General features: G+C 66.9%; 17 protein-coding genes and 1 pseudogene. 5 read left to right on the forward strand and 13 right to left on the reverse strand.

Annotated features, from left to right (window positions below; translation table 11 throughout):
• The first annotated feature begins 79 nt into the window (after positions 1–79).
• The 4 genes from V5B40_RS11045 to tnpC are packed head-to-tail and all read left to right on the forward strand — an operon-like array spanning position 80 to position 3,431.
• The gene (locus tag V5B40_RS11045; RefSeq protein ID WP_332354565.1) at positions 80–499 is read left to right on the forward strand and encodes a hypothetical protein; all 420 of its coding nucleotides are present in this window, start codon (positions 80–82) and stop codon (positions 497–499) included.
• A complete protein-coding gene (gene tnpB / locus V5B40_RS11050) occupies positions 496–843 on the forward strand; it encodes an IS66 family insertion sequence element accessory protein TnpB (protein ID WP_332354566.1) in 348 nt (115 codons plus the stop codon). The genes V5B40_RS11045 and tnpB overlap by 4 nt, the downstream gene beginning before the upstream one ends.
• Before the next feature lie 39 nt (positions 844–882).
• Positions 883–1,761, forward strand: a complete 879-nt coding sequence (locus V5B40_RS11055) for a DUF4338 domain-containing protein (protein ID WP_332354567.1) — start codon at positions 883–885, stop codon at positions 1,759–1,761.
• Positions 1,758–3,431 (forward strand): IS66 family transposase, encoded by a 1,674-nt coding sequence (gene tnpC / locus V5B40_RS11060; RefSeq protein WP_332354568.1) that lies wholly within the window; start codon positions 1,758–1,760, stop codon positions 3,429–3,431. The genes V5B40_RS11055 and tnpC overlap by 4 nt, the downstream gene beginning before the upstream one ends.
• A gap of 212 nt (positions 3,432–3,643) precedes the next feature.
• On the opposite strand, the gene V5B40_RS11065 is transcribed toward tnpC, so the two are convergent.
• From V5B40_RS11065 to V5B40_RS11115, 11 genes and pseudogenes are all read right to left on the reverse strand, one after another.
• Complete coding sequence (locus V5B40_RS11065; protein WP_332352691.1) at positions 3,644–5,164, reverse strand: transposase family protein; 1,521 nt, start codon at positions 5,162–5,164, stop codon at positions 3,644–3,646.
• Positions 5,161–6,063, reverse strand: coding sequence for a DUF4338 domain-containing protein (locus V5B40_RS11070; protein WP_332352692.1), 903 nt, complete (start codon positions 6,061–6,063; stop codon positions 5,161–5,163). The genes V5B40_RS11065 and V5B40_RS11070 overlap by 4 nt, the downstream gene beginning before the upstream one ends.
• A gap of 391 nt (positions 6,064–6,454) precedes the next feature.
• Positions 6,455–7,975 carry a transposase family protein gene (locus V5B40_RS11075; protein WP_332352691.1) on the reverse strand — a complete coding sequence of 507 codons (1,521 nt, stop codon included), beginning with the start codon at positions 7,973–7,975 and terminating at the stop codon, positions 6,455–6,457.
• Positions 7,972–8,874 (reverse strand): DUF4338 domain-containing protein, encoded by a 903-nt coding sequence (locus V5B40_RS11080; RefSeq protein ID WP_332352692.1) that lies wholly within the window; start codon positions 8,872–8,874, stop codon positions 7,972–7,974. The genes V5B40_RS11075 and V5B40_RS11080 overlap by 4 nt, the downstream gene beginning before the upstream one ends.
• Positions 8,875–9,173: 299 nt before the next feature.
• Complete coding sequence (locus tag V5B40_RS11085; RefSeq protein WP_332354569.1) at positions 9,174–9,812, reverse strand: formylglycine-generating enzyme family protein; 639 nt, start codon at positions 9,810–9,812, stop codon at positions 9,174–9,176.
• A gap of 159 nt (positions 9,813–9,971) precedes the next feature.
• Positions 9,972–10,720, reverse strand: a pseudogene (locus tag V5B40_RS25255) (formylglycine-generating enzyme family protein).
• A gap of 310 nt (positions 10,721–11,030) precedes the next feature.
• Positions 11,031–12,101, reverse strand: a complete 1,071-nt coding sequence (locus V5B40_RS11095) for a hypothetical protein (protein WP_332354571.1) — start codon at positions 12,099–12,101, stop codon at positions 11,031–11,033.
• Positions 12,102–12,374, reverse strand: coding sequence for a hypothetical protein (locus V5B40_RS11100; RefSeq protein WP_332354572.1), 273 nt, complete (start codon positions 12,372–12,374; stop codon positions 12,102–12,104).
• A gap of 210 nt (positions 12,375–12,584) precedes the next feature.
• Complete coding sequence (locus V5B40_RS11105; protein ID WP_332354573.1) at positions 12,585–13,919, reverse strand: MoxR family ATPase; 1,335 nt, start codon at positions 13,917–13,919, stop codon at positions 12,585–12,587.
• Between the two features lie 35 nt (positions 13,920–13,954).
• A complete protein-coding gene (locus V5B40_RS11110) occupies positions 13,955–15,316 on the reverse strand; it encodes a TIR domain-containing protein (protein ID WP_332354574.1) in 1,362 nt (453 codons plus the stop codon).
• A gap of 42 nt (positions 15,317–15,358) precedes the next feature.
• Entirely contained in the window at positions 15,359–16,141 is a 783-nt protein-coding gene (locus V5B40_RS11115) for a zf-TFIIB domain-containing protein (protein ID WP_332354575.1), read from the reverse strand.
• Positions 16,142–16,782: 641 nt separating this feature from the next.
• Between V5B40_RS11115 and V5B40_RS11120 the strand changes: the two genes are divergently transcribed.
• Positions 16,783–18,000 carry a S8 family peptidase gene (locus tag V5B40_RS11120; RefSeq protein WP_332354576.1) on the forward strand — a complete coding sequence of 406 codons (1,218 nt, stop codon included), beginning with the start codon at positions 16,783–16,785 and terminating at the stop codon, positions 17,998–18,000.
• 191 nt (positions 18,001–18,191) lie between these two features.
• On the opposite strand, the gene V5B40_RS11125 is transcribed toward V5B40_RS11120, so the two are convergent.
• A complete protein-coding gene (locus tag V5B40_RS11125) occupies positions 18,192–18,452 on the reverse strand; it encodes a hypothetical protein (protein ID WP_332354577.1) in 261 nt (86 codons plus the stop codon).
• Positions 18,453–18,823: 371 nt separating this feature from the next.
• The gene (locus tag V5B40_RS11130; protein WP_169067100.1) at positions 18,824–19,057 is read right to left on the reverse strand and encodes a DUF3567 family protein; all 234 of its coding nucleotides are present in this window, start codon (positions 19,055–19,057) and stop codon (positions 18,824–18,826) included.
• Positions 19,058–19,089 lie beyond the last annotated feature (32 nt).

A 19,089-nucleotide genomic window follows, 5' to 3' on the forward strand; every position in this document is an offset into this window, starting at 1 on the left:
TTTCGGCAACGCTGCATGAAATCGCCGAGGCGGTCTGGTAGCGTGGTAGGCCCGTATTCACTGATCCAGAGGCCTCCCGATGGCGCCGTCCCTACCCTTGTCCGACCCCCAGCTGGCCGATGCCGCGGCCGCCCTCGCCGAATGGCGGAAGACCCGCCCGCGCAGTCCGCGTATCCCGGAAGACCTCTGGTCGCGAGCGATCGAACTCGCCGAGCGGTACGGCATCGCCAAGGTCGCCGTTGCCCTGAAACTCGACTACACCAGCCTGAAGCGCCGGCTGGCCAGCACAGTCACAGCCAAGCGACCCGCCGCCGGCGTGCGCTCATCGGCGCCCTCGGCGGACTTCGTCGAACTCGACTTCGGCCTGCCGCTTGCCCCGTCGCCGTGCGTCCTGGTCCTCTCTGACCGGCACGGCCGGGCGCTGCGCATCGAACTGCCGCGTGCGGCCAGCAGCGACATCGCCGAGGTCGCGCGCAGCCTGTGGCAGACAAGGCCGTGATCGCGCTGAGCCCGCGCCTGCGCGTCTGGGTCGCCGCCGAGCCGGCCGACTTTCGCTGCGGCATCGACGGCCTGGCCCGGCGCGTGCGCCAGGTCCTGGCCGAAGACCCGTTCAGCGGTGCCCTGTTCGTCTTTCGCAACCGCCGGCACACGGCGGTCAAACTCCTGGTCTATGACGGTCAAGGCTTCTGGCTGTGTCAGAAGCGCCTGTCGCAGGGCCGCTTCCGCTTCTGGCCCAGGGACTCGCCGGGACAGGTGCTCGCCCCGCACGCCCTGGCGGTGCTGCTCTCGGGAGGCGATTACGCGGCGGCCGGGGGGATGCCGCCCTGGCGGGTACTCGCCTGACGCTTGCGTTCCACGCCCGGAGCCGGTATAACGGTCGGCGTGTCCACGATCCTTTGCTACCGCGGCCGCACGGTCACTACCGGCGACCTCGAAACCATCCGCGCCCTGCTCAAAGCGCATCCCGACGCCAGCCGCCGGGCGTTCTCGCAACGCCTGTGCGAACACTGGGACTGGCGCCAGCCCAATGGCGCGCTGCGCGACATGGTCTGCCGCAGCCTGCTGCTCGTCCTGCACCGGGCCGAGCACATCTGCCTGCCAGAAGTCCGCCACCGCCCACCGAACAACGCCATCGCCCGCCGCCGGCCGCCGCCGGTGGCCGTGGACCGCTCGCCGCTGGAAGCGCGTCTCGACGCCTTGCGCCCCGTCGAACTGGTCACGGTTCGCCGCACGCCGCTGGAAGGACTCTTCGATCACCTGATCGCCGAGGCGCATTACCTCGGCCCGATGCAGGGCGTCGGCGAGCAGCTCAAGTACCTGGCGTTCAGCCAAGGGCGACCGCTCGCCTGTCTGGGCTTCACCTCGGCGCCCCGCCACCTCGCTCCGCGTGACGGCTTCATCGGCTGGTCGCCGGCCGTGCGCCGGGCGCATGTGCATGAGATCGCCTACCAGAGCCGCTTCCTGATCCTGCCCTGGGTGCGTGTCCCGCATCTGGCCTCGCATCTCCTCGGCCGAGTCGCGCGCCGGATTGGCGCCGACTGGCAGACGCTCTATGGCCATCCGGTGCATTATCTGGAGACCTTCGTCGATCCCGAGCGCTACGCGGGGACCTGTTACCGGGCGGCCAACTGGCAGGAACTGGGCCTGACCACCGGTCGCGGCAAGGACGACCTGAGCCATCGCCCCAATCGTTCCCGCAAGCAAGTCCTCGCTTACCCGCTGCACGCGGACTTCCGTCGCCGCCTCGGGGCTCTGGCATGACCCGGCGCCGGCAGAAACCGCCCCGGCGGATCCAGATCCCGATTCAGGAGCTCAACGCCATTGTCGAGCGTACCCGCGACGGCGCCTTGCCCGAGGCCGAGCAGGCCACCCTCAAGGCGGCGGTGGACACCCTCGCGCGGGTGACCGCCGAGCTCGAGTCGACGCAGACCACGCTGGCACGGGTGCAGCGGATCGTCTTCGGCTCGCCGAGCGAGCGCACGGCTGCGGTTCTCGGGGAAGAGAAGACGGGCGAGCGTCCGCCGGCGAGTGCGGCCGGCGAAACGGCCCCCGCTGGTGCGGCGACAGGCACGGCCGATGCGGACCCGCGGCGCGAGAAGAAGAAGCGCCCCGGGCACGGTCGCAACGGGGCCGAGGACTATCCCCGCGCGCCACGCATCGCGGTCGCCCATGCGCGCTTGAAGCACGGCGATCCCTGCCCCGAGCCGGGTTGTGAGGGTCGCTTGTACGGGCAACGACGAGCGCCGGCGCTGCTGGTTCGCGTGACCGGGGTGGCGCCCCTGGCGGCGCAGGTCTATGAACTGGAACGGTTGCGCTGCGGACTCTGTGGCACGGTGTTCACGGCCGAGCCACCGGCAGGTGTCGGCGAGGCGAAATACGACGAGACCGCCGCGGCGATGATCGCGCTCCTGAAGTACGGCTGCGGTTTGCCGTTCCACCGCATCGCGCGGCTCGAGAAGGCGCTGGCCATTCCGTTGCCGGCGGCGACCCAGTGGGAGGTCGTGCAGCAAGCGGCGGCCCGCCTGACGCCGGCCTTTGCGGAACTGGCCGAGCAGGCGGCCGAGGGGTCGGTGCTCTACAACGACGATACGACGATGCGTATTCTCAACTTCACCCAGGAGGCGCGCACCGAGGCGCTGCCGCCGGGCGCCCGCGCGGATCGCACCGGGGTGTTCACTTCCGGGCTGGTCGCCGAGACGGCACACGGTCCGATCGCGTTGTTCAAGACCGGGCCCTGCCATGCCGGCGAACACCTCGCCGAGGTGCTCGACCGCCGTGAGGCGCCGGATCCGCCGATCCAGATGTCCGATGGTTTGTCTCGCAACAAGCCGGGCGATCATCCGACCCTGGCCGCTTCGTGTCTTCCGCATGCGCGACGCAAGTACGTCGACGTGGCCAATGCCTTTCCCGACGAAGTCGCCTTCGTCCTCACGACGCTACGCGAGGTCTTCCGCACCGACCAGCAGGCGCGGCGGAAAGGTCTTTCGCCGCCGGAGCGCCTGCTCCTGCACCAGCAGGAGAGCGCCCCGCGCCTGCAGGCGCTCGAGGACTGGATGGCCCGGCAGTTCGCGGAGCACACCGTGGAGCCTCACTCGGGGCTCGGGCAGGCAATCTCGTACATGCAGAATCACTGGCAGAAGCTGACGCTCTTCCTGCGCGTGCCGGGCGCCCCGATCGACAACAATGTTTGCGAGAGAATCCTCAAGAAGGCGATCCTGCATCGGAAGAACGCGTTGTTCTATCGGACCTTGAACGGGGCGCGGGTCGGCGATCTGTTCATGAGCCTGATTCATACCGCGGAACTGCACCAGATCGAGCCGTTCGACTACCTCGTCACTCTGCAGCGCCATGTGGCGACCGTTGCGCTCGATCCGTCGGCGTGGATGCCTTGGAACTATACCGAGGCGCTGGCCGCCCCACGCCGAGGCTGAAGCGGCGCCGGACTGAGTCGCCGAGCGGCAGGGTTCCGCCGCTCTTCTTGCTCGCCCGAGCATCCTCCAGAAGCTAGATTGCCCCCGCGCTCGGGCGGCGTGCGCGCGGTTGCGGGGGCTTTGCAGCGTTGCCGAAAGCACACCCAGGCGAGCCTTTCCGAACGCGGCGTACGCCGCGCTCGAGAGGATGTTTCGGGTACGCCTGTGTGAGGTCACTCAAGTTGAAGCAGGAATGGAGCGGCGAGGAGCGCGCGGATTCGTGCTGGGTCGAGCCAGGGGGCGGCGCAGGAGCTTCGAATGAAGGCGATGGCACCGCGCACGCCGAGTTGCTGATAGAGATCGCGTAGCTGTCGGGTGAAGCGTGCCAGGGTATTGAACACATGCGCCAGGCGCATGAGGAGGTGATAGCCTTTCATGGCATTCCAGTCGAGGGCAAAGGCATGCTCGTAGTGGTAGCCCTGATGTTTTTCGACGAGGAAGCCCGCTTCGATGCCCCAGCGGTGGCGGGCCCCGAGGTTGCAGCGCTCATGGACATTGTCTTGGCTGAGCGGTTGGCTGGAGAGCCAGGCGTGGCGCGATGTTTCGGTGACGGTCCTGGCCTGTTCATCGATCTTCTCCCAGCTTTCCTCACAGACCACCAGATTCAGCTTGAGACGCTGACGCCCGTTGGCAGCGAAGGCGTAGTCGATGTCGTTGACCCAGCTGAAGTGTTGTCGGCGTCTTCCCCAACCGCGCTGCACAACTTGTGGCTTCAGGGCGTGGAGCGCGCGGAACTCCTGCCAGACCGTGGACAAATCCTTGTCCTTGAGCACGATCATGAACTGCCAGTGGGCGCGCAAGCAGCGCCGCATCACCGGCCCGTTGGCGTAGAGGCCGTCGAGCAGGAGCAGGATCGGCAGGCGGGGGAACAGCGTCTTGAGCCGGTCGCTCAAGCGCACAAAGCCGCGCAGCTCGCAGTCCTGCTTTTGCGCTTCGGGTTCGCCCAGCGCGTGTTCGAGGAACTCGCTGAGCAGTGGGATGACCAGGCCGTTGTGGAAGGCAAAGCTGGCCTCGAGGACGTAGACGAAGTACTGGGTGTGACGGGTTTCGTCCTTGCCGACGGTACGTTGCAGGAGTTCCTCCGTCCAGAGGGTGTCGCCAGCGAGCTTCTGTGAGCCGTCGATGGCGATCGGATAGCAGTGGTCGATCAGATAGCGGCGAAAGTTCTTGCCGCGAATCAGCCGCCTCACCAGATCGACGTGGGCCTGTTCGAGCTGTTCAAGGTCAATGTCGCGCAACAGCCGAAACAGGGTGTCGGCGTGTGGCAGGGTATCGATCTCCGGGAACAGCAGGTGGAGGTTGGCCATGAACTGGGGACGGGATATTTCGCGGTTGGTCTCGCGCCGGGAGGAGAACTGAAAGACGAACATCAGCAAGCCGTAGAGCAGAAGCACGGTCAGCTTGTGCCGGCGCTTTTTGGGATCTCTCGGGTCGGGAATTTGTTCCAGTTGAGCGAGCAAGGCGGGCAGCTCTTTGCGCAGGAGGCGCATCTGTTTGCTCACGGCGTCCTCGCGGGCCTTTTGTTCCTCGTCGACGGTCGCGAAGGCCGAGCTTCTGTTGGGCAATGGAGCGGCTGAGTGGGGGACTTGTCCCGTTGCGCGCAGCTTCGCGTTCAGTACCTTCTCCTGCCGTTTCTTCTCTGAGCGCAGCTTCTTGATGGCCACGCGTGTCGGGCGACGGCAAGGTTTGCTCATGACCGCGGGCTCCCCGGCGCGGCACACAACGAGGCGCAAGCATCCGAGGTCAGCGCTTTGACCCACACCTGGCGGGGCGTGCTGTGATAGGACTGGCCAGGGCGGGCCAGCCCGCGCCCGCTGCTTGCCCCAAGCAACTGCCAACCGGCGGCACGGTAGCAGGTGCCGGCATAGTGACGCGGATCGACGAAGGTCTCCAGCAGCAGGGGCTCGAAGCCCCAGTGTTCGAGCCAGTCCGCGCGTGTGCGGCGCGCGAGTTGCCCGAGCACATGACTGGCCAGATGCGGCACCCGGACGTGCGGAAAGATCAGGAAGCGGCTGTTGTTCACCACCCGCGCCAGGTTCTCGCGGCGGGCCTGGGCCGTCCAGCCGATCCACTGATCGCGCACGGCCACCGCGCGGGCAGCACCGGACAGCAGGACGCAGCCCAGCCGCCGGTCGCCCGCCGTGATAAAGTAGCGCAGCCGGTAGCCGAAGGCCCCCTGGAAACCCAGCGGGTGCCAACGCGCCACCAGCGCATCCCACTGCGCCACCCGGGTCGCGTCGCGAACCACTTCCAGGGACACCGGCGCGAGCGCCGACAGGGCGCAGTGCACCGCCGGCTCGGCAACGGGGGCGACGGATGCCGAGGGCGGCGCGCAACGGCGCGGCGGCGAGGGCCTCAACGCAGGCAGTACCAGCAATCCGGCCGCCTGCAAACGCTCCAGGAAGTCCAGGCAGGCGCTGATCTTCGCCGTCCCCGTCAGGGTGGTCCAGCCCAGGTGCTCGCAGACCGTCGCCGCCAACTCCTTGCGTGCCAATCCCGGCAGCCACGCGACCGTCGCGCAGAGCTCGGCAATCTCCGTCGCGCTGAACACGCGACCACAGTGCACCCATTCCCCCGCACTCGTTGCAAGCATCGCAAAACCTCCGACTGAAGCGCAGATTGATTACGCTCCACCTATCCTGCCAGAAGTCCGCCCGGCTGTCTAGCCCTCTTGTGCGAAGGTTTTTTTTGCCTGCCCACCGCAACGCCTTGCCACTACTGGGCCGGCGTCGTCATGCTTCAGCGCTGCAGTGTTTTCAGCCCTGACGCATGACCCAGCCGAATCAGGCTCATTTGCCGGTAACGCCCGCTTTTGCGGTCGAGGCGGTCAAATTGCGGTTGGCTAGCGGCAAAGGACGGGTGGTGGAGTCAGCCAGGAGGATGCCGAAAGAATTTTTTGGACGGCGGTACGATCGCCAGGCGAGCCTTTCCGAACGCGGCGTACGCCGCGCTCGAGAGGATGTTTCGGGTACGCCTGTGTGAGGTCACTCAAGTTGAAGCAGGAATGGAGCGGCGAGGAGCGCGCGGATTCGTGCTGGGTCGAGCCAGGGGGCGGCGCAGGAGCTTCGAATGAAGGCGATGGCACCGCGCACGCCGAGTTGCTGATAGAGATCGCGTAGCTGTCGGGTGAAGCGTGCCAGGGTATTGAACACATGCGCCAGGCGCATGAGGAGGTGATAGCCTTTCATGGCATTCCAGTCGAGGGCAAAGGCATGCTCGTAGTGGTAGCCCTGATGTTTTTCGACGAGGAAGCCCGCTTCGATGCCCCAGCGGTGGCGGGCCCCGAGGTTGCAGCGCTCATGGACATTGTCTTGGCTGAGCGGTTGGCTGGAGAGCCAGGCGTGGCGCGATGTTTCGGTGACGGTCCTGGCCTGTTCATCGATCTTCTCCCAGCTTTCCTCACAGACCACCAGATTCAGCTTGAGACGCTGACGCCCGTTGGCAGCGAAGGCGTAGTCGATGTCGTTGACCCAGCTGAAGTGTTGTCGGCGTCTTCCCCAACCGCGCTGCACAACTTGTGGCTTCAGGGCGTGGAGCGCGCGGAACTCCTGCCAGACCGTGGACAAATCCTTGTCCTTGAGCACGATCATGAACTGCCAGTGGGCGCGCAAGCAGCGCCGCATCACCGGCCCGTTGGCGTAGAGGCCGTCGAGCAGGAGCAGGATCGGCAGGCGGGGGAACAGCGTCTTGAGCCGGTCGCTCAAGCGCACAAAGCCGCGCAGCTCGCAGTCCTGCTTTTGCGCTTCGGGTTCGCCCAGCGCGTGTTCGAGGAACTCGCTGAGCAGTGGGATGACCAGGCCGTTGTGGAAGGCAAAGCTGGCCTCGAGGACGTAGACGAAGTACTGGGTGTGACGGGTTTCGTCCTTGCCGACGGTACGTTGCAGGAGTTCCTCCGTCCAGAGGGTGTCGCCAGCGAGCTTCTGTGAGCCGTCGATGGCGATCGGATAGCAGTGGTCGATCAGATAGCGGCGAAAGTTCTTGCCGCGAATCAGCCGCCTCACCAGATCGACGTGGGCCTGTTCGAGCTGTTCAAGGTCAATGTCGCGCAACAGCCGAAACAGGGTGTCGGCGTGTGGCAGGGTATCGATCTCCGGGAACAGCAGGTGGAGGTTGGCCATGAACTGGGGACGGGATATTTCGCGGTTGGTCTCGCGCCGGGAGGAGAACTGAAAGACGAACATCAGCAAGCCGTAGAGCAGAAGCACGGTCAGCTTGTGCCGGCGCTTTTTGGGATCTCTCGGGTCGGGAATTTGTTCCAGTTGAGCGAGCAAGGCGGGCAGCTCTTTGCGCAGGAGGCGCATCTGTTTGCTCACGGCGTCCTCGCGGGCCTTTTGTTCCTCGTCGACGGTCGCGAAGGCCGAGCTTCTGTTGGGCAATGGAGCGGCTGAGTGGGGGACTTGTCCCGTTGCGCGCAGCTTCGCGTTCAGTACCTTCTCCTGCCGTTTCTTCTCTGAGCGCAGCTTCTTGATGGCCACGCGTGTCGGGCGACGGCAAGGTTTGCTCATGACCGCGGGCTCCCCGGCGCGGCACACAACGAGGCGCAAGCATCCGAGGTCAGCGCTTTGACCCACACCTGGCGGGGCGTGCTGTGATAGGACTGGCCAGGGCGGGCCAGCCCGCGCCCGCTGCTTGCCCCAAGCAACTGCCAACCGGCGGCACGGTAGCAGGTGCCGGCATAGTGACGCGGATCGACGAAGGTCTCCAGCAGCAGGGGCTCGAAGCCCCAGTGTTCGAGCCAGTCCGCGCGTGTGCGGCGCGCGAGTTGCCCGAGCACATGACTGGCCAGATGCGGCACCCGGACGTGCGGAAAGATCAGGAAGCGGCTGTTGTTCACCACCCGCGCCAGGTTCTCGCGGCGGGCCTGGGCCGTCCAGCCGATCCACTGATCGCGCACGGCCACCGCGCGGGCAGCACCGGACAGCAGGACGCAGCCCAGCCGCCGGTCGCCCGCCGTGATAAAGTAGCGCAGCCGGTAGCCGAAGGCCCCCTGGAAACCCAGCGGGTGCCAACGCGCCACCAGCGCATCCCACTGCGCCACCCGGGTCGCGTCGCGAACCACTTCCAGGGACACCGGCGCGAGCGCCGACAGGGCGCAGTGCACCGCCGGCTCGGCAACGGGGGCGACGGATGCCGAGGGCGGCGCGCAACGGCGCGGCGGCGAGGGCCTCAACGCAGGCAGTACCAGCAATCCGGCCGCCTGCAAACGCTCCAGGAAGTCCAGGCAGGCGCTGATCTTCGCCGTCCCCGTCAGGGTGGTCCAGCCCAGGTGCTCGCAGACCGTCGCCGCCAACTCCTTGCGTGCCAATCCCGGCAGCCACGCGACCGTCGCGCAGAGCTCGGCAATCTCCGTCGCGCTGAACACGCGACCACAGTGCACCCATTCCCCCGCACTCGTTGCAAGCATCGCAAAACCTCCGACTGAAGCGCAGATTGATTACGCTCCACCTATCCTGCCAGAAGTCCGCCCGGCTGTCTAGCCCTCTTGTGCGAAGGTTTTTTTTGCCTGCCCACCGCAACGCCTTGCCACTACTGGGCCGGCGTCGTCATGCTTCAGCGCTGCAGTGTTTTGAAGAGTGTGCACCGGTATGGTACGGCGGAGAGATCCAAGGGCGGGCATGCGGCACAAGGCGGCACGAGTCAGGTGATTCCTGGCACGGCGATGGTTTCGCGCGGCTCCCTCCGCCCTTCCGAAACGCTTCAGCGTCAGGATCGCAGGAGGAAGCGAAAGCCCGTGAACTGGTTCGCACCGCCGGGCGAGACGACGATGCGGTCGGCGGCGCGCACGTCCCTGGCGTTGCTTCCCCACGAGCCACCGCGCTGCGCGCGCAGTGCCGCGCTCGGATCAGCCGGGCCGATGCGCACCGATTCCTGCTCGTCGAAACCGTCGGCGCACCACTCCCAGACGTTGCCGTGCATTTCGTAAAGGCCCCACGCGTTGGCGGGCAGGCTTTTCACCGCCACCGGCGCGGCGGGGTCAGAGCCGCTGCGGAAGTTGACCTGTGCCAGAGTGATCTCGTCTCCGAAGCTGTAGGCGGTGCGTGCGTCGGCGCGGCAGGCGTACTCCCACTCGGCTTCGGTGGGCAATTCGGGCGGCGCGCCCTGGCTGAAACTCTGCAACCCGGCGAGGAAACCGCTGCCGGGTGCCGTAATGTCGTTCCAGCTCACCTGTTCGACGGGATGTTGCGGGCTGCCCGGATGGGTCGTGTTGCTGGCGCTGAACTGGCTTGGGTTGCTGCCCACCACCACCAGCCACAGCGCCTGCGTGCAGGCGGTGTCGGCGAGCCAGAAGCCGGCGACGATTTGCGTCTCGACCTGCCGGTCCGGCTGTCGCTCGTCGCCCATCTGGAAACGCTGCCGCTTCGATCCAGCGCAGGCGCTGCACGACGTCGGCGACCGCCAGGTCGGCCCAGAGCCCGAAGCGGTCGTCGCCCCAGGCGCTGGCCCAGCGCGGTGGGAAGGGGCGGGGCCGCGCTGGCGCCATTCTTCCGAGGGGTGCGGTGTTCATCGCTTGCCGCGCCGGGGCTTGGCGCGCTTGTCCGGCTTCGCGGCCGGTGCCTGTTTCGCTTCGACGCTGTCGACGGCTGGCTGCCACTTGGCAGCGCTCCATCGCTGCCGCGTGATACAGCCACGCACTGGCGGCGCCGCGTCCCGCGGCACCGGCCGCCCCGTCCCGGGGCGGCAGCCACTCCGTGGCGCCGTCCGGCTCGGCTTGACCTGGGGCGAACCGGAACCCGATGCCCCGGTTGCGGTAGTCGGGCACGACCCGCCGCGGTAGGCACAACGCGCGTCCCAGCCGTAGCTGCGCCACGAGCCGCCGCGCAACACGCGGGAGCGCTTGGTCTGCGGCCCCAGTCGGGTCAAGTCTGTGGCGCGGTCGGGTAGTCGCCGTAGCCAGTCGGCACACCATTCCCAGACGTTGCCGTGCATTTCGTAAAGCCCCCAGGGGTTGGCCGGCAGGAGCCGACCGGCACCGTCTTCGCGCGATTCAGGCCCCTTTCGCCCCTTGCGTAGGGGTGTCCGCCGTGGTAATTGACCTGCTCCGGGCTGATGTTGTCGCCGAAGCTGAACGGCGTCGTCGTGCCCGCGCGACACGCGTACTCCCATTCGGCCTCGCTCGGCAGCCGCGCCTGCAGCCCCGGCAGCAGCCGATTCAGCTCGCTGAGGAAGGCTGCACGTCGTCCCAGCTCACGTTCTCGACCGGGTTGCGCCGCCGTCGTCCCCTGGAACTCGCTCGGGTTGGCGCCGGTCACCGCCTGCCACAGCGCCTGCGTGCAGGCGCGTGTCGGCGAGCCAGAAGCCGCGGCTCAGCGTCACTTCGTGCTGCGGGCCCTCGTGGATCCTGGCGCTCGGCTCGTCGGCCGGCGATCCCATCAGGAAATGCCCGGCCTCGATCCAGCGGCAGCGCTGGCGAATCGCCTGCGGGCTCGTCCGGCGCAGCCCCCGACTCAACGGGAACGAGCAGGTCGGCGTAGAGCCCGCAGGCGTCGCGGCCGATCTCGTGCGCCCACGCGGGGCGTTCGATGCGGCTGACGCGGTAGGCGTGCCGGCCGGCGACCAGCGTCAGCCCGGCGCCGCGGCCGCCAGGCTGGCCAACGGCGCGACGCGCTGCGGCGCGGCGGCCGGGTCGAGCAGGCGCGGACCGTCGGCGTCGCTGACCTGCAGCCGCTTGACGCGCAGCGGCGGGCCGATGCCGCGAATGGCCGGGTCCGGGCGGGCGCTCGCCACGCCAGAGCAGCAGCCCCTGCGCGCCGACGCCGAGTCGACAGTCGACTTCGGGCAGTCGCTGCGCGCGGCGACCGCCTGTGCCAGGTCTTCGTCGCGCAGGCCGGCGGCGACAGCGCGCGCGCCGGTCGCCAGCCAGACCGGCGACAGCCAGGCCGAGTTGGCGGCCACCCAGCGGCTGGTCGGCGCCGTTGCGGGCCAGCAGGTCGCGCGCGTAGTGGCGCAGTTTGCATCGGTCCGCTGCTGCCGTTCGGGTGACGCGCGCGCGGAAGCGCGGCAAACCAGCGCCGTGCCTCTTCGACCCGGCAGCGCACTCGCCTTGCGCCTCGGGCGCAGGCGTGCGCCTGCCAGATCAGACGCTTCGGCCGCCTCGGTCGCCCGGCCGCGCCAGGCGTGGACCTGCAGCGCGGCTTCGAGCGCCTGCAGTTGCTCGGCGGCAGGCAGGGCCTGGAAGGCCTGGCGGTAGGTCTCCACGTATTCCGGCGAGACGGCACGCGAGACGTGGCTGTCGCTGGACCACCGGCTGATGCGTCCCAGACCAGTGCTTCGAGCGCCGGCTCGGCGGCGGTCTCGGCGCTGACGCCGCGCAGGGCGCGCAGCAGCGCCGGCTCGACGCGAACGCAGAAGGCCATGCGCGCCAGCATCCGCTCGCGCAGCGCGCCAGGCGAGCGCTTTCGGCCGCCGCTGCTCGTCGTGGCGATACGGCCACGCTGGCGGCGCAGGCCGCCGGCCGGCTGCAGGCAGAAGACGTCGGCCCAGCGCGTCAGCTCGACCGTCGATCTGGCGCGGCGCCAGCGGCGCCCAGACGACGGGCTGCGCGCCGTGCTGCGACAGGTGGCGGGCGAAATTCGGCCCACGGCGTGCGCCCGCCGGCTGCAGCGCGGCCAGCGCGCCGGCGTCGGAGAGCAATCAGCACGCGCGTTCGCCGGCGCCGGCAGCGGCAATGGCCTCGGGCCGAGGCGCAGAAACCCGGCCGGCATGAGCGGGCTTCTCGGGCCAGCGCTGGCGGACCTGCTGCGGACTGCCGTCGACCAGCCACAAGGTGAAGCCTCCGGTGCCGCGCTGGCGCAGCAGGTCGGTGACGATGGCCTGGAAGTCTTCCTGGTAGGGCTGCAGGTGTGCGGCGCGATCCCAGACGACGACCAGTTCGCCGCCCCACAGCGACTGCCGAAGGCGCGGCAAGCGGCGCAGCGGTCGGGCGTCGGCCAGTTCGCGCAGCAGGCGCGGCAGTGTCGAGCCCGGCGTGGCGCGTTTCGAGCGCCGAGCGCTTGAGCGCCGGCCACAGGCGCGCGTGACGAACCAGCGGAACGAAGGGCGCCGCGTCGCCGTCGCTGCGCCGCGGCGCGCATTGCGCGGGCGTCAGGGCTGCGATCTGTCTTGTCGGGTGCGTCCTCAGCCGGCAGTTCGAGACGTTGGCAGGCGGTGATGGCGAAAAGTGGCGCGCGCAGAGGCTCTCTTGCTTCGACTTCGGCAGATGTTGCAGGCGCAGGACCGACCACGACACGAACTTGGCCTACGGGCGAAATGATGCCCGAGACGCTTGCAACCACCGGCTGCCGCTCGAAGGCAAGCAGGCCGGCGTAGCGACGCTGTCGCTCCTCGTCGTCGCCGGCAAGCGACAGCGCGCGCAACAGATCGGCGCGCGCCAGCAAGCGGCGAGCGCTTCATTGCGGCGGCGGCTCGCCTGCTCCGAGGGCTGCTCGCTGCTGCGACAACTGCGGACTGCCGTCGATGATTCCGTTCTTGAGGAAAGCGTACGGCGCCAGCCTCACCAGCCACTCTTTCTGCTCGGCGCGCTTGCCGGGCGCCAACCGGCCGCAGGGCGGTGAGCAGGTCGATGTATTCGGCCAGGCCCGGTGGCGAAACACGCCGCCATGCGTGCGTTATGGCGGTCAGCCTCGAGCTGCTCGGCGGCCATCCTGCAGGATCTTTCGTGCAAACGCCGCCGGATGGTGCCGCGTGCCGAAGTGCGCGAGCCCGCGCTTGACGAGAAAGTCGGCATACGAATCGTCGGGTTCTAAGCGTCAGCACCACGCAGCGGCGCAGGAAGGCCGCCGGCAATTCGCGCTCCTCGTTGGTGGTGATCACCACCAGCGGCAGGCCATCGCCGGGCTTGATCGGCTGCCGCGTCACCGGGTTGGGAAACTCGCGGCTGCCGAGAACTTCGAGCAGGCTGTTCGGCAGGTCGCTGTCGGCCTTGTCGATTTCGTCGATCAGGATGACGTGCCCGGCGGGTTTGGCGCCGGCGCTCGCTGGTGCGCCGGCTGAGTGGCTGCCCGGCGACGCTTCGCTGCCATCGCCGACGTACTGCTTCACGGCGGCGGACTGCGGTCCATACCCAAGCGCGTCATCCCAGGCAAAAGCCAGCCAGAACGGTCCGGGCAGCCAGTAGCAGTGATCAGGCTTGACGCCACCGCCGGCAACGCCGGCGGCCTGCGCATCTGCCAGTCGCTGCACGGCGTCGAAGCGGTAAAAGAGATCCTGCGCCTCGAAGCGAGGGCTGATCGTGACGCATTCCAGGCGCCAGTCCAGGGCCCTGGCCGCCGCCAGCGCCAGCTGGGTCTTGCCGGTTCCCGGTTCGCCGCGCACCAGCAGCGGCCTTCCTGACGCCAGCGCCAGATGCAGGGCGTCGATTTCGTTCTGCGACCATTGATGTACGATGTCGTCGAAGCGCTCGACGGCGTCCGTTTTCAGGTTCTTCAGCAATTCTCTGACGTCAGTTTCCATTGGTTCGGCCTGTAATGGCGTGGCGTGGTTGATCTCTATGCCCGGGGCGGTATCTCTTCGAGGCGCGCGATGATGAGCGCGGCAGCCTTGGCGGGAGGATGCTTACGGCAGTCGGCAGCGAGGTCGATGGAAAACAGACCATCCACCGGTTCGTCGTCAAAACGGAAAGGCATGATGCGATCATCCTGACGCTTCTTGATCAGCTCACGCACGACGCGCCATTCAACGCCACCACACCATTCCTTTGCCTGGTAATCCCTGCCGAGAAAGACGACCACCAGATCGGCCTGCTCGTGATAGATCTTCTGCAAGAGGAGGTCTGCGTTCGGTCTTGCCAGCTGTGCCTCGAAGTTGGGGTAGTAGAACACGGCGTCGCGTCCCAATTCCTCGACAAGGTGCGAGTCGACCCCATCAACATACTCGCGTTGTTCACCCGCGAGCGAAAGCGCCACCCGAAAGCGCATGTCCTGCAAACCGGACCGGGCCTGCGCCTTTGGTCCGGACAACCGCTCGAAAAGCGGCAACAAATAATCCATCAGGTCGGCCTGTAGATTTGCTCGCGTCCACGCCTGCCTGCCGGTTTCGTCCAGCCTATCCCCGATGGCCTCACCATAGCGGAACGTGGGCACGCCAAAGTACGTCGCGAATTCCTTCCGCAGAGCCTCTTCATCGAGCGGGTGAGCGCTGGCCGCGTTCAGGCCGAACATCAGCCGCGAATCGTTCTTGCGGGCGTAGCGCGTCAACTGGCTGAGCAGCGCGTCGTCGGAAACGACACCACGGGCCTTGACGTCCTGCAGAAGCGTCCGTCGATCGACCGTCCCCAGATCATCCAGCGGCGTCTTGACGATCGCCTGCAATTCGGCCTTGACGCAGTCCCGTGGCCCCTGAAAATCGAGTTCCTGCGGAGGCAGGTCGCGCAGGACATTGATCGCTTCGGCAGTTCGCGTCTGCTCGTCGAAACGGATGCGGACGCCGTTTTCGCACCACGCGGCCGCAATCACCGCGGCGGCCAGCTGCTCGCTGGCGGCGATCAGCATCTCGTCGGCTGCTCCGGCTCCAGCTTCGCCTCCTGGGCCGATGCCTTCGGCTGCGAACTTTTCTTGCACCCGCCGTTCGCAGGCGACCAGGCAAATGCCGATGGCCACCTGCTGCAGGGCTTCGGGCGTCCCGGCGCGACCGCCAGCGAGTTTGCCGAGCTTTGGCGCAAGGCCCAGGATGTTGCCCAGGACATCAAAGGCGCCCTGCCCCAGACAGTCTTCCAGGAGCGCCGCAGCGTCAGCCGGGACCCCGGTCTCGCACTCCACAGCCCAGGCTTTGGCGAAAGCCGACCACAGTTCTTCCTGCTCATGAAGCTCCCGGAGTCGGGCGCGAAGGCTCTGCTGCAGGCGAGTGGTCATCGTTCGCCGCTCACGTAATCACGTAATCACGCCATCACCCGCTCAGCGCCGCAGCAGGTTCCAGACGGTTTCGATACCGCCCACCACCAGATCGGAAATGTCGGCTTCGAGCAAGCCCTTGCGCTTTTCCCGAGTCGCCAGCGACTTGGCGCGCTCGTTGGCGAGCAGCGCATCGGCGACGGCGTGCGGGTTCACGTGCTCCTGCCGGCTGGCTTTTTCGCCAAAGTTGTCGAGCGCATCCTGTACCGCGTCGGGGTCGAGAATGACGATCGGCGAACGGCAATGGGTGCACACGTGATCGCGGCGAATATCGACCGGCGCACCACAGCCCGAGCAGCGGATGGTCTGTACCTGCCGCGCCAGCTCGGCAACTTCGGCGCCGTTGAGCTGGCGCACGAAGCCTTTTTCGATCATGAACGCCGCGAAGGCGCTGTAGCGACCGTGGCGCTGCGGGCAGCGGCTGTAGGCGAAGCGGCCGTTGCGCGTGCTGTCGAGTCGGTGCATCAGGCGTTCGCGGCAGCGCGGGCATTGCAGCACGTCGCGCCAGGGTTGGCGCAGGTCGGCATGGTGTTCGTGCAGCAGGCGGAAGAGTTCGAGAACGCCGGCCGGAGCGAGTTGTGCGCTCTCGAACTCGTCGAACCAGATACCCTGGCAAGGAAAGCAGATGTCGAGCGAAACGACGCCGTTGAGCTGGCGCTTGAACTGCTGCACCGCCATCGGCGCGTGGCAGCTGGGACAAGGGCCACCGCTCGCCGAACGAGCGGGCTGGGCGGAATGATCGGAATGCGCGGCTTGCGCTGACTGCGGATCGCTGGTGTTGTTCATGGCATCGAATGCTTGAATGCTTGCATGCTTAGATCACTGGAGGTGGGGCGTTTCTGCCACTCCCCACCTGCTGCTCCGCGCCCTGGCTGCTCACCGCAGCCAGAAGCGCACGTCGGCGAGTATAGCCGCCAGTCCTTCCACAAGCGAGCGCGGACCGGGGCGACTCGCCGTCGTCCACTTTTCTTGCCGCCTGTGCCGTGGGCACTGGTGCTCGTCGTGCCGTTGGCACTCATGGATGGCTAGGCCCTTCGGGAGTGGCGATACAGGAGTCATATACACCGATCTATCGAAAAATTTTCGATAGCCTTGCGGCATGCCAAGCTAACGGAACTTTCAGCAGTCATCCTGACGCGCGCGACAGCGAATGCTCTCTACGAGCGCTCACATTTCCCAACGGAGTGATTCGGCCGATAGAATCAATCAATCGATCCGGGATTGCATTCTGTCGCTTGTCACCTAGAGTACTCATATCGTCCCCATGCTCACTTAGCGGTCTTCCGCTACAGGGCCACTCGGCTGTCTTGTCCGGGCTGGCAACCCCCCCAGCGGGCACCAGGGCCGAAAGGGGCGCGTTCCGCCGCAGCCACGGGCTGCACGAAAAGCGCCAGAAATCCGAGACAGGCAAAGTGGAAGGAAAAGCCATGAGCGAGAAGCGGAAGTCGGTAATCATCACCTTCAAGGCGAAGGAAAAGCGTTCGGACAAGGGCGCGGACAAGGTGGACATCGTGCGCAGCGTATTGCCCAAAGGCATGCAGACGTACTTTTTTGACGCGACGAGCCTGGCGTCAGGAGCATCAGTGCCGGCGATGGACGAGGATCTGATCGCTTACGACGTCAATCAATACGAATCGCCGATCGTCACCGCGCGGCTGACCAAGGCGGAGATCGAGGAACTCTCGAAGAATGGCAACGTCGCCGAGGTCGAGGAAGACCAGGTGTGCTACGCGATCGGCAGTCAGTTCGGCCACCTGCAATTCGAGAACCAGCCGAGCATCCTGGCCGAAACCGTGCCGGCCGGCGTTGTGCAGATCAAGGCACCGCAAGGCTGGCCGTCGTCGCAGGGCGAAGGAATACGGGTGGCGGTGGTCGACACCGGTATCGACTACAACCACTCGGACCTCAAAGCCAACTACCGCGGCGGCGTCAGCTTCGTTGCCGGCGCGAGCACACCAATGGATGATCACGGCCACGGCACGCACTGCGCCGGCACGGTTGCCGCCGCAATCAACGGTGCCGGCGTCGTCGGCGTGGCGCCCAGCGCCTACCTGTACGCGGTCAAGGTTCTGGACAGCAGCGGTAGCGGCTCGTATAGCCAGATCATTTCGGGCGTTGACTGGTGCATCCAGAACGGCATGCGCGTGGTCAGCATGAGCCTCGGCGGGTCAGGCGGGTCGACGGCCCTGCAGAACATCTGCAATACCGCTTGGAGCAAGGGTCTGCTGGTCGTCGCGGCGGCCGGCAACACCGGTGCCAGCGTCGGCTACCCGGCCAAGTACAAGAACGTGATCGCCGTATCGGCGATCGATTCGGCCAACGCCCTAGCAAGCTTTTCCAGCCGTGGGCCGGAAGTCGACATCTGCGCGCCGGGAGTTAACGTCCTGTCGACGACCAGGGGTGGTGCTTATGGGACGATGAGCGGTACCAGCATGGCCTGCCCGCACGTTGCCGGTGCAGCTGCCGCGGTGTGGGGCGCCCACCGCTTCGCCAGCAACGAGCAGATCTGGAACCTTCTGGCGTACTACGTCGATAATCTCGGCGCGCCGGGCTGGGACGCCAGCTTCGGTTATGGCCGGGTCAACGTCGACCGGGCAGCGTTGGCCTTGAAGCCAGCGCCGGTGATCGCCAAGAAAGGCATCTAGGATCGCGGCGCGCTGCGGGCCGGTCAGGTCAGTGATGAGCACGGGCTGGCTTCGCCCGCGAGGTCGCTCGCGCTACGCGCCGCCTGTTGGATACCTCGGCAGTACGAGTCGTGCTGCCGGCGGCAGGGCCGCTTGCCGATTCACGACCGAGGGCTGTTGGCGCCAGCCTGACGGAAACCAATGAGCCCGCCTCAGCGTGGCCCGAGTGCTGCCGCCGGCTGATCAAGTTCTATCGACGTGACGTTGCCGGCAGCAGCCAGGGTCGCAATCTGGGCGGCAGTGACTACTGCCGCGGCGGCGGCAATGCTCTGATAGACGGCTGTCGGCTCGACTCCCAAGTGGCGCAACAATTCGACGCTGGCACTATCCTCGAACGAGACGATAACGGAGAACTTGCGCGAGTCGTCACGGTTTGCCCGCAATTCGTCAGCGAGCGACGTTTCAATCTTCATGTGGCCTCCGGTGCGCCCTTTGCCGTTGCCCTCCTCGCCGCCGCATGTGGGCGTTGGCGTGAGCACCAGCAAGTGAGCGAAAAGTACAATGATCGCTTTGGCACGCCCGCCTCGACAGCTGGCGTAGTGCTTGTCGCCAGGCATCATGGCTGCCCCTCCGCTGCACTTGTGCGACAGCCGCCGGAGCGCTGTCCGACCGAGCAGTGCGCCGCCGTCCGCGGGCACATCAACGGGGCTGCGAACGTGCGCAACGCACCGGTGCAGCATAGCGCATCTGGGGCCATCGCGCGCGATGCGCCGCAAGCCAAGTCGCCATGCTCTCGACGGAAACCGAAGCAGGCGTCACAAGAGCCGCAGCACGACCGGCGCCGTCAATGCAGCACGATGGCGCGGGCGGCGCCCGCGCAGTAGGTGTCGAGCACGGCGTCGATCGATTCTTCGTCGCGCTCGTTGTCGGGAATCTCGTCGAGCGTGCGGCGCAGGGCCCTGGCCACCGAGCCCTGGACGAAGAGGCTGCGGCTGGCCGCCTTGTCGACCAGCTCGAAGCCCTCCTGCACCGGATAAGCGACGATCGAGTAGTGGGCACTGTCATAGACGAGGTTCATATCGGTCGCTCCGTTTCGGCCCCCCGCGGGCC

It is taken from the genome of Candidatus Accumulibacter meliphilus, from assembly GCF_036625345.1.
GTDB classification, from domain to species: Bacteria; Pseudomonadota; Gammaproteobacteria; order Burkholderiales; family Rhodocyclaceae; genus Accumulibacter; species Accumulibacter meliphilus.

Bases quoted from the DNA above. Each gene is read 5' to 3' on its own strand.
- V5B40_RS11065 (WP_332352691.1), bottom strand. From the start codon at position 5,164: ATGAGCAAACCTTGCCGTCGCCCGACACGCGTGGCCATCAAGAAGCTG.
- V5B40_RS11075 (WP_332352691.1), bottom strand. From the start codon at position 7,975: ATGAGCAAACCTTGCCGTCGCCCGACACGCGTGGCCATCAAGAAGCTG.
- V5B40_RS11045 (WP_332354565.1), top strand. From the start codon at position 80: ATGGCGCCGTCCCTACCCTTGTCCGACCCCCAGCTGGCCGATGCCGCG.
- V5B40_RS11105 (WP_332354573.1), bottom strand. From the start codon at position 13,919: ATGGAAACTGACGTCAGAGAATTGCTGAAGAACCTGAAAACGGACGCC.
- V5B40_RS11110 (WP_332354574.1), bottom strand. From the start codon at position 15,316: ATGACCACTCGCCTGCAGCAGAGCCTTCGCGCCCGACTCCGGGAGCTT.
- V5B40_RS11130 (WP_169067100.1), bottom strand. From the start codon at position 19,057: ATGAACCTCGTCTATGACAGTGCCCACTACTCGATCGTCGCTTATCCG.
- V5B40_RS11070 (WP_332352692.1), bottom strand. From the start codon at position 6,063: ATGCTTGCAACGAGTGCGGGGGAATGGGTGCACTGTGGTCGCGTGTTC.
- V5B40_RS11085 (WP_332354569.1), bottom strand. From the start codon at position 9,812: ATGGGCGACGAGCGACAGCCGGACCGGCAGGTCGAGACGCAAATCGTC.
- V5B40_RS11120 (WP_332354576.1), top strand. From the start codon at position 16,783: ATGAGCGAGAAGCGGAAGTCGGTAATCATCACCTTCAAGGCGAAGGAA.
- V5B40_RS11125 (WP_332354577.1), bottom strand. From the start codon at position 18,452: ATGAAGATTGAAACGTCGCTCGCTGACGAATTGCGGGCAAACCGTGAC.
- V5B40_RS11115 (WP_332354575.1), bottom strand. From the start codon at position 16,141: ATGAACAACACCAGCGATCCGCAGTCAGCGCAAGCCGCGCATTCCGAT.
- V5B40_RS11080 (WP_332352692.1), bottom strand. From the start codon at position 8,874: ATGCTTGCAACGAGTGCGGGGGAATGGGTGCACTGTGGTCGCGTGTTC.
- tnpC (WP_332354568.1), top strand. From the start codon at position 1,758: ATGACCCGGCGCCGGCAGAAACCGCCCCGGCGGATCCAGATCCCGATT.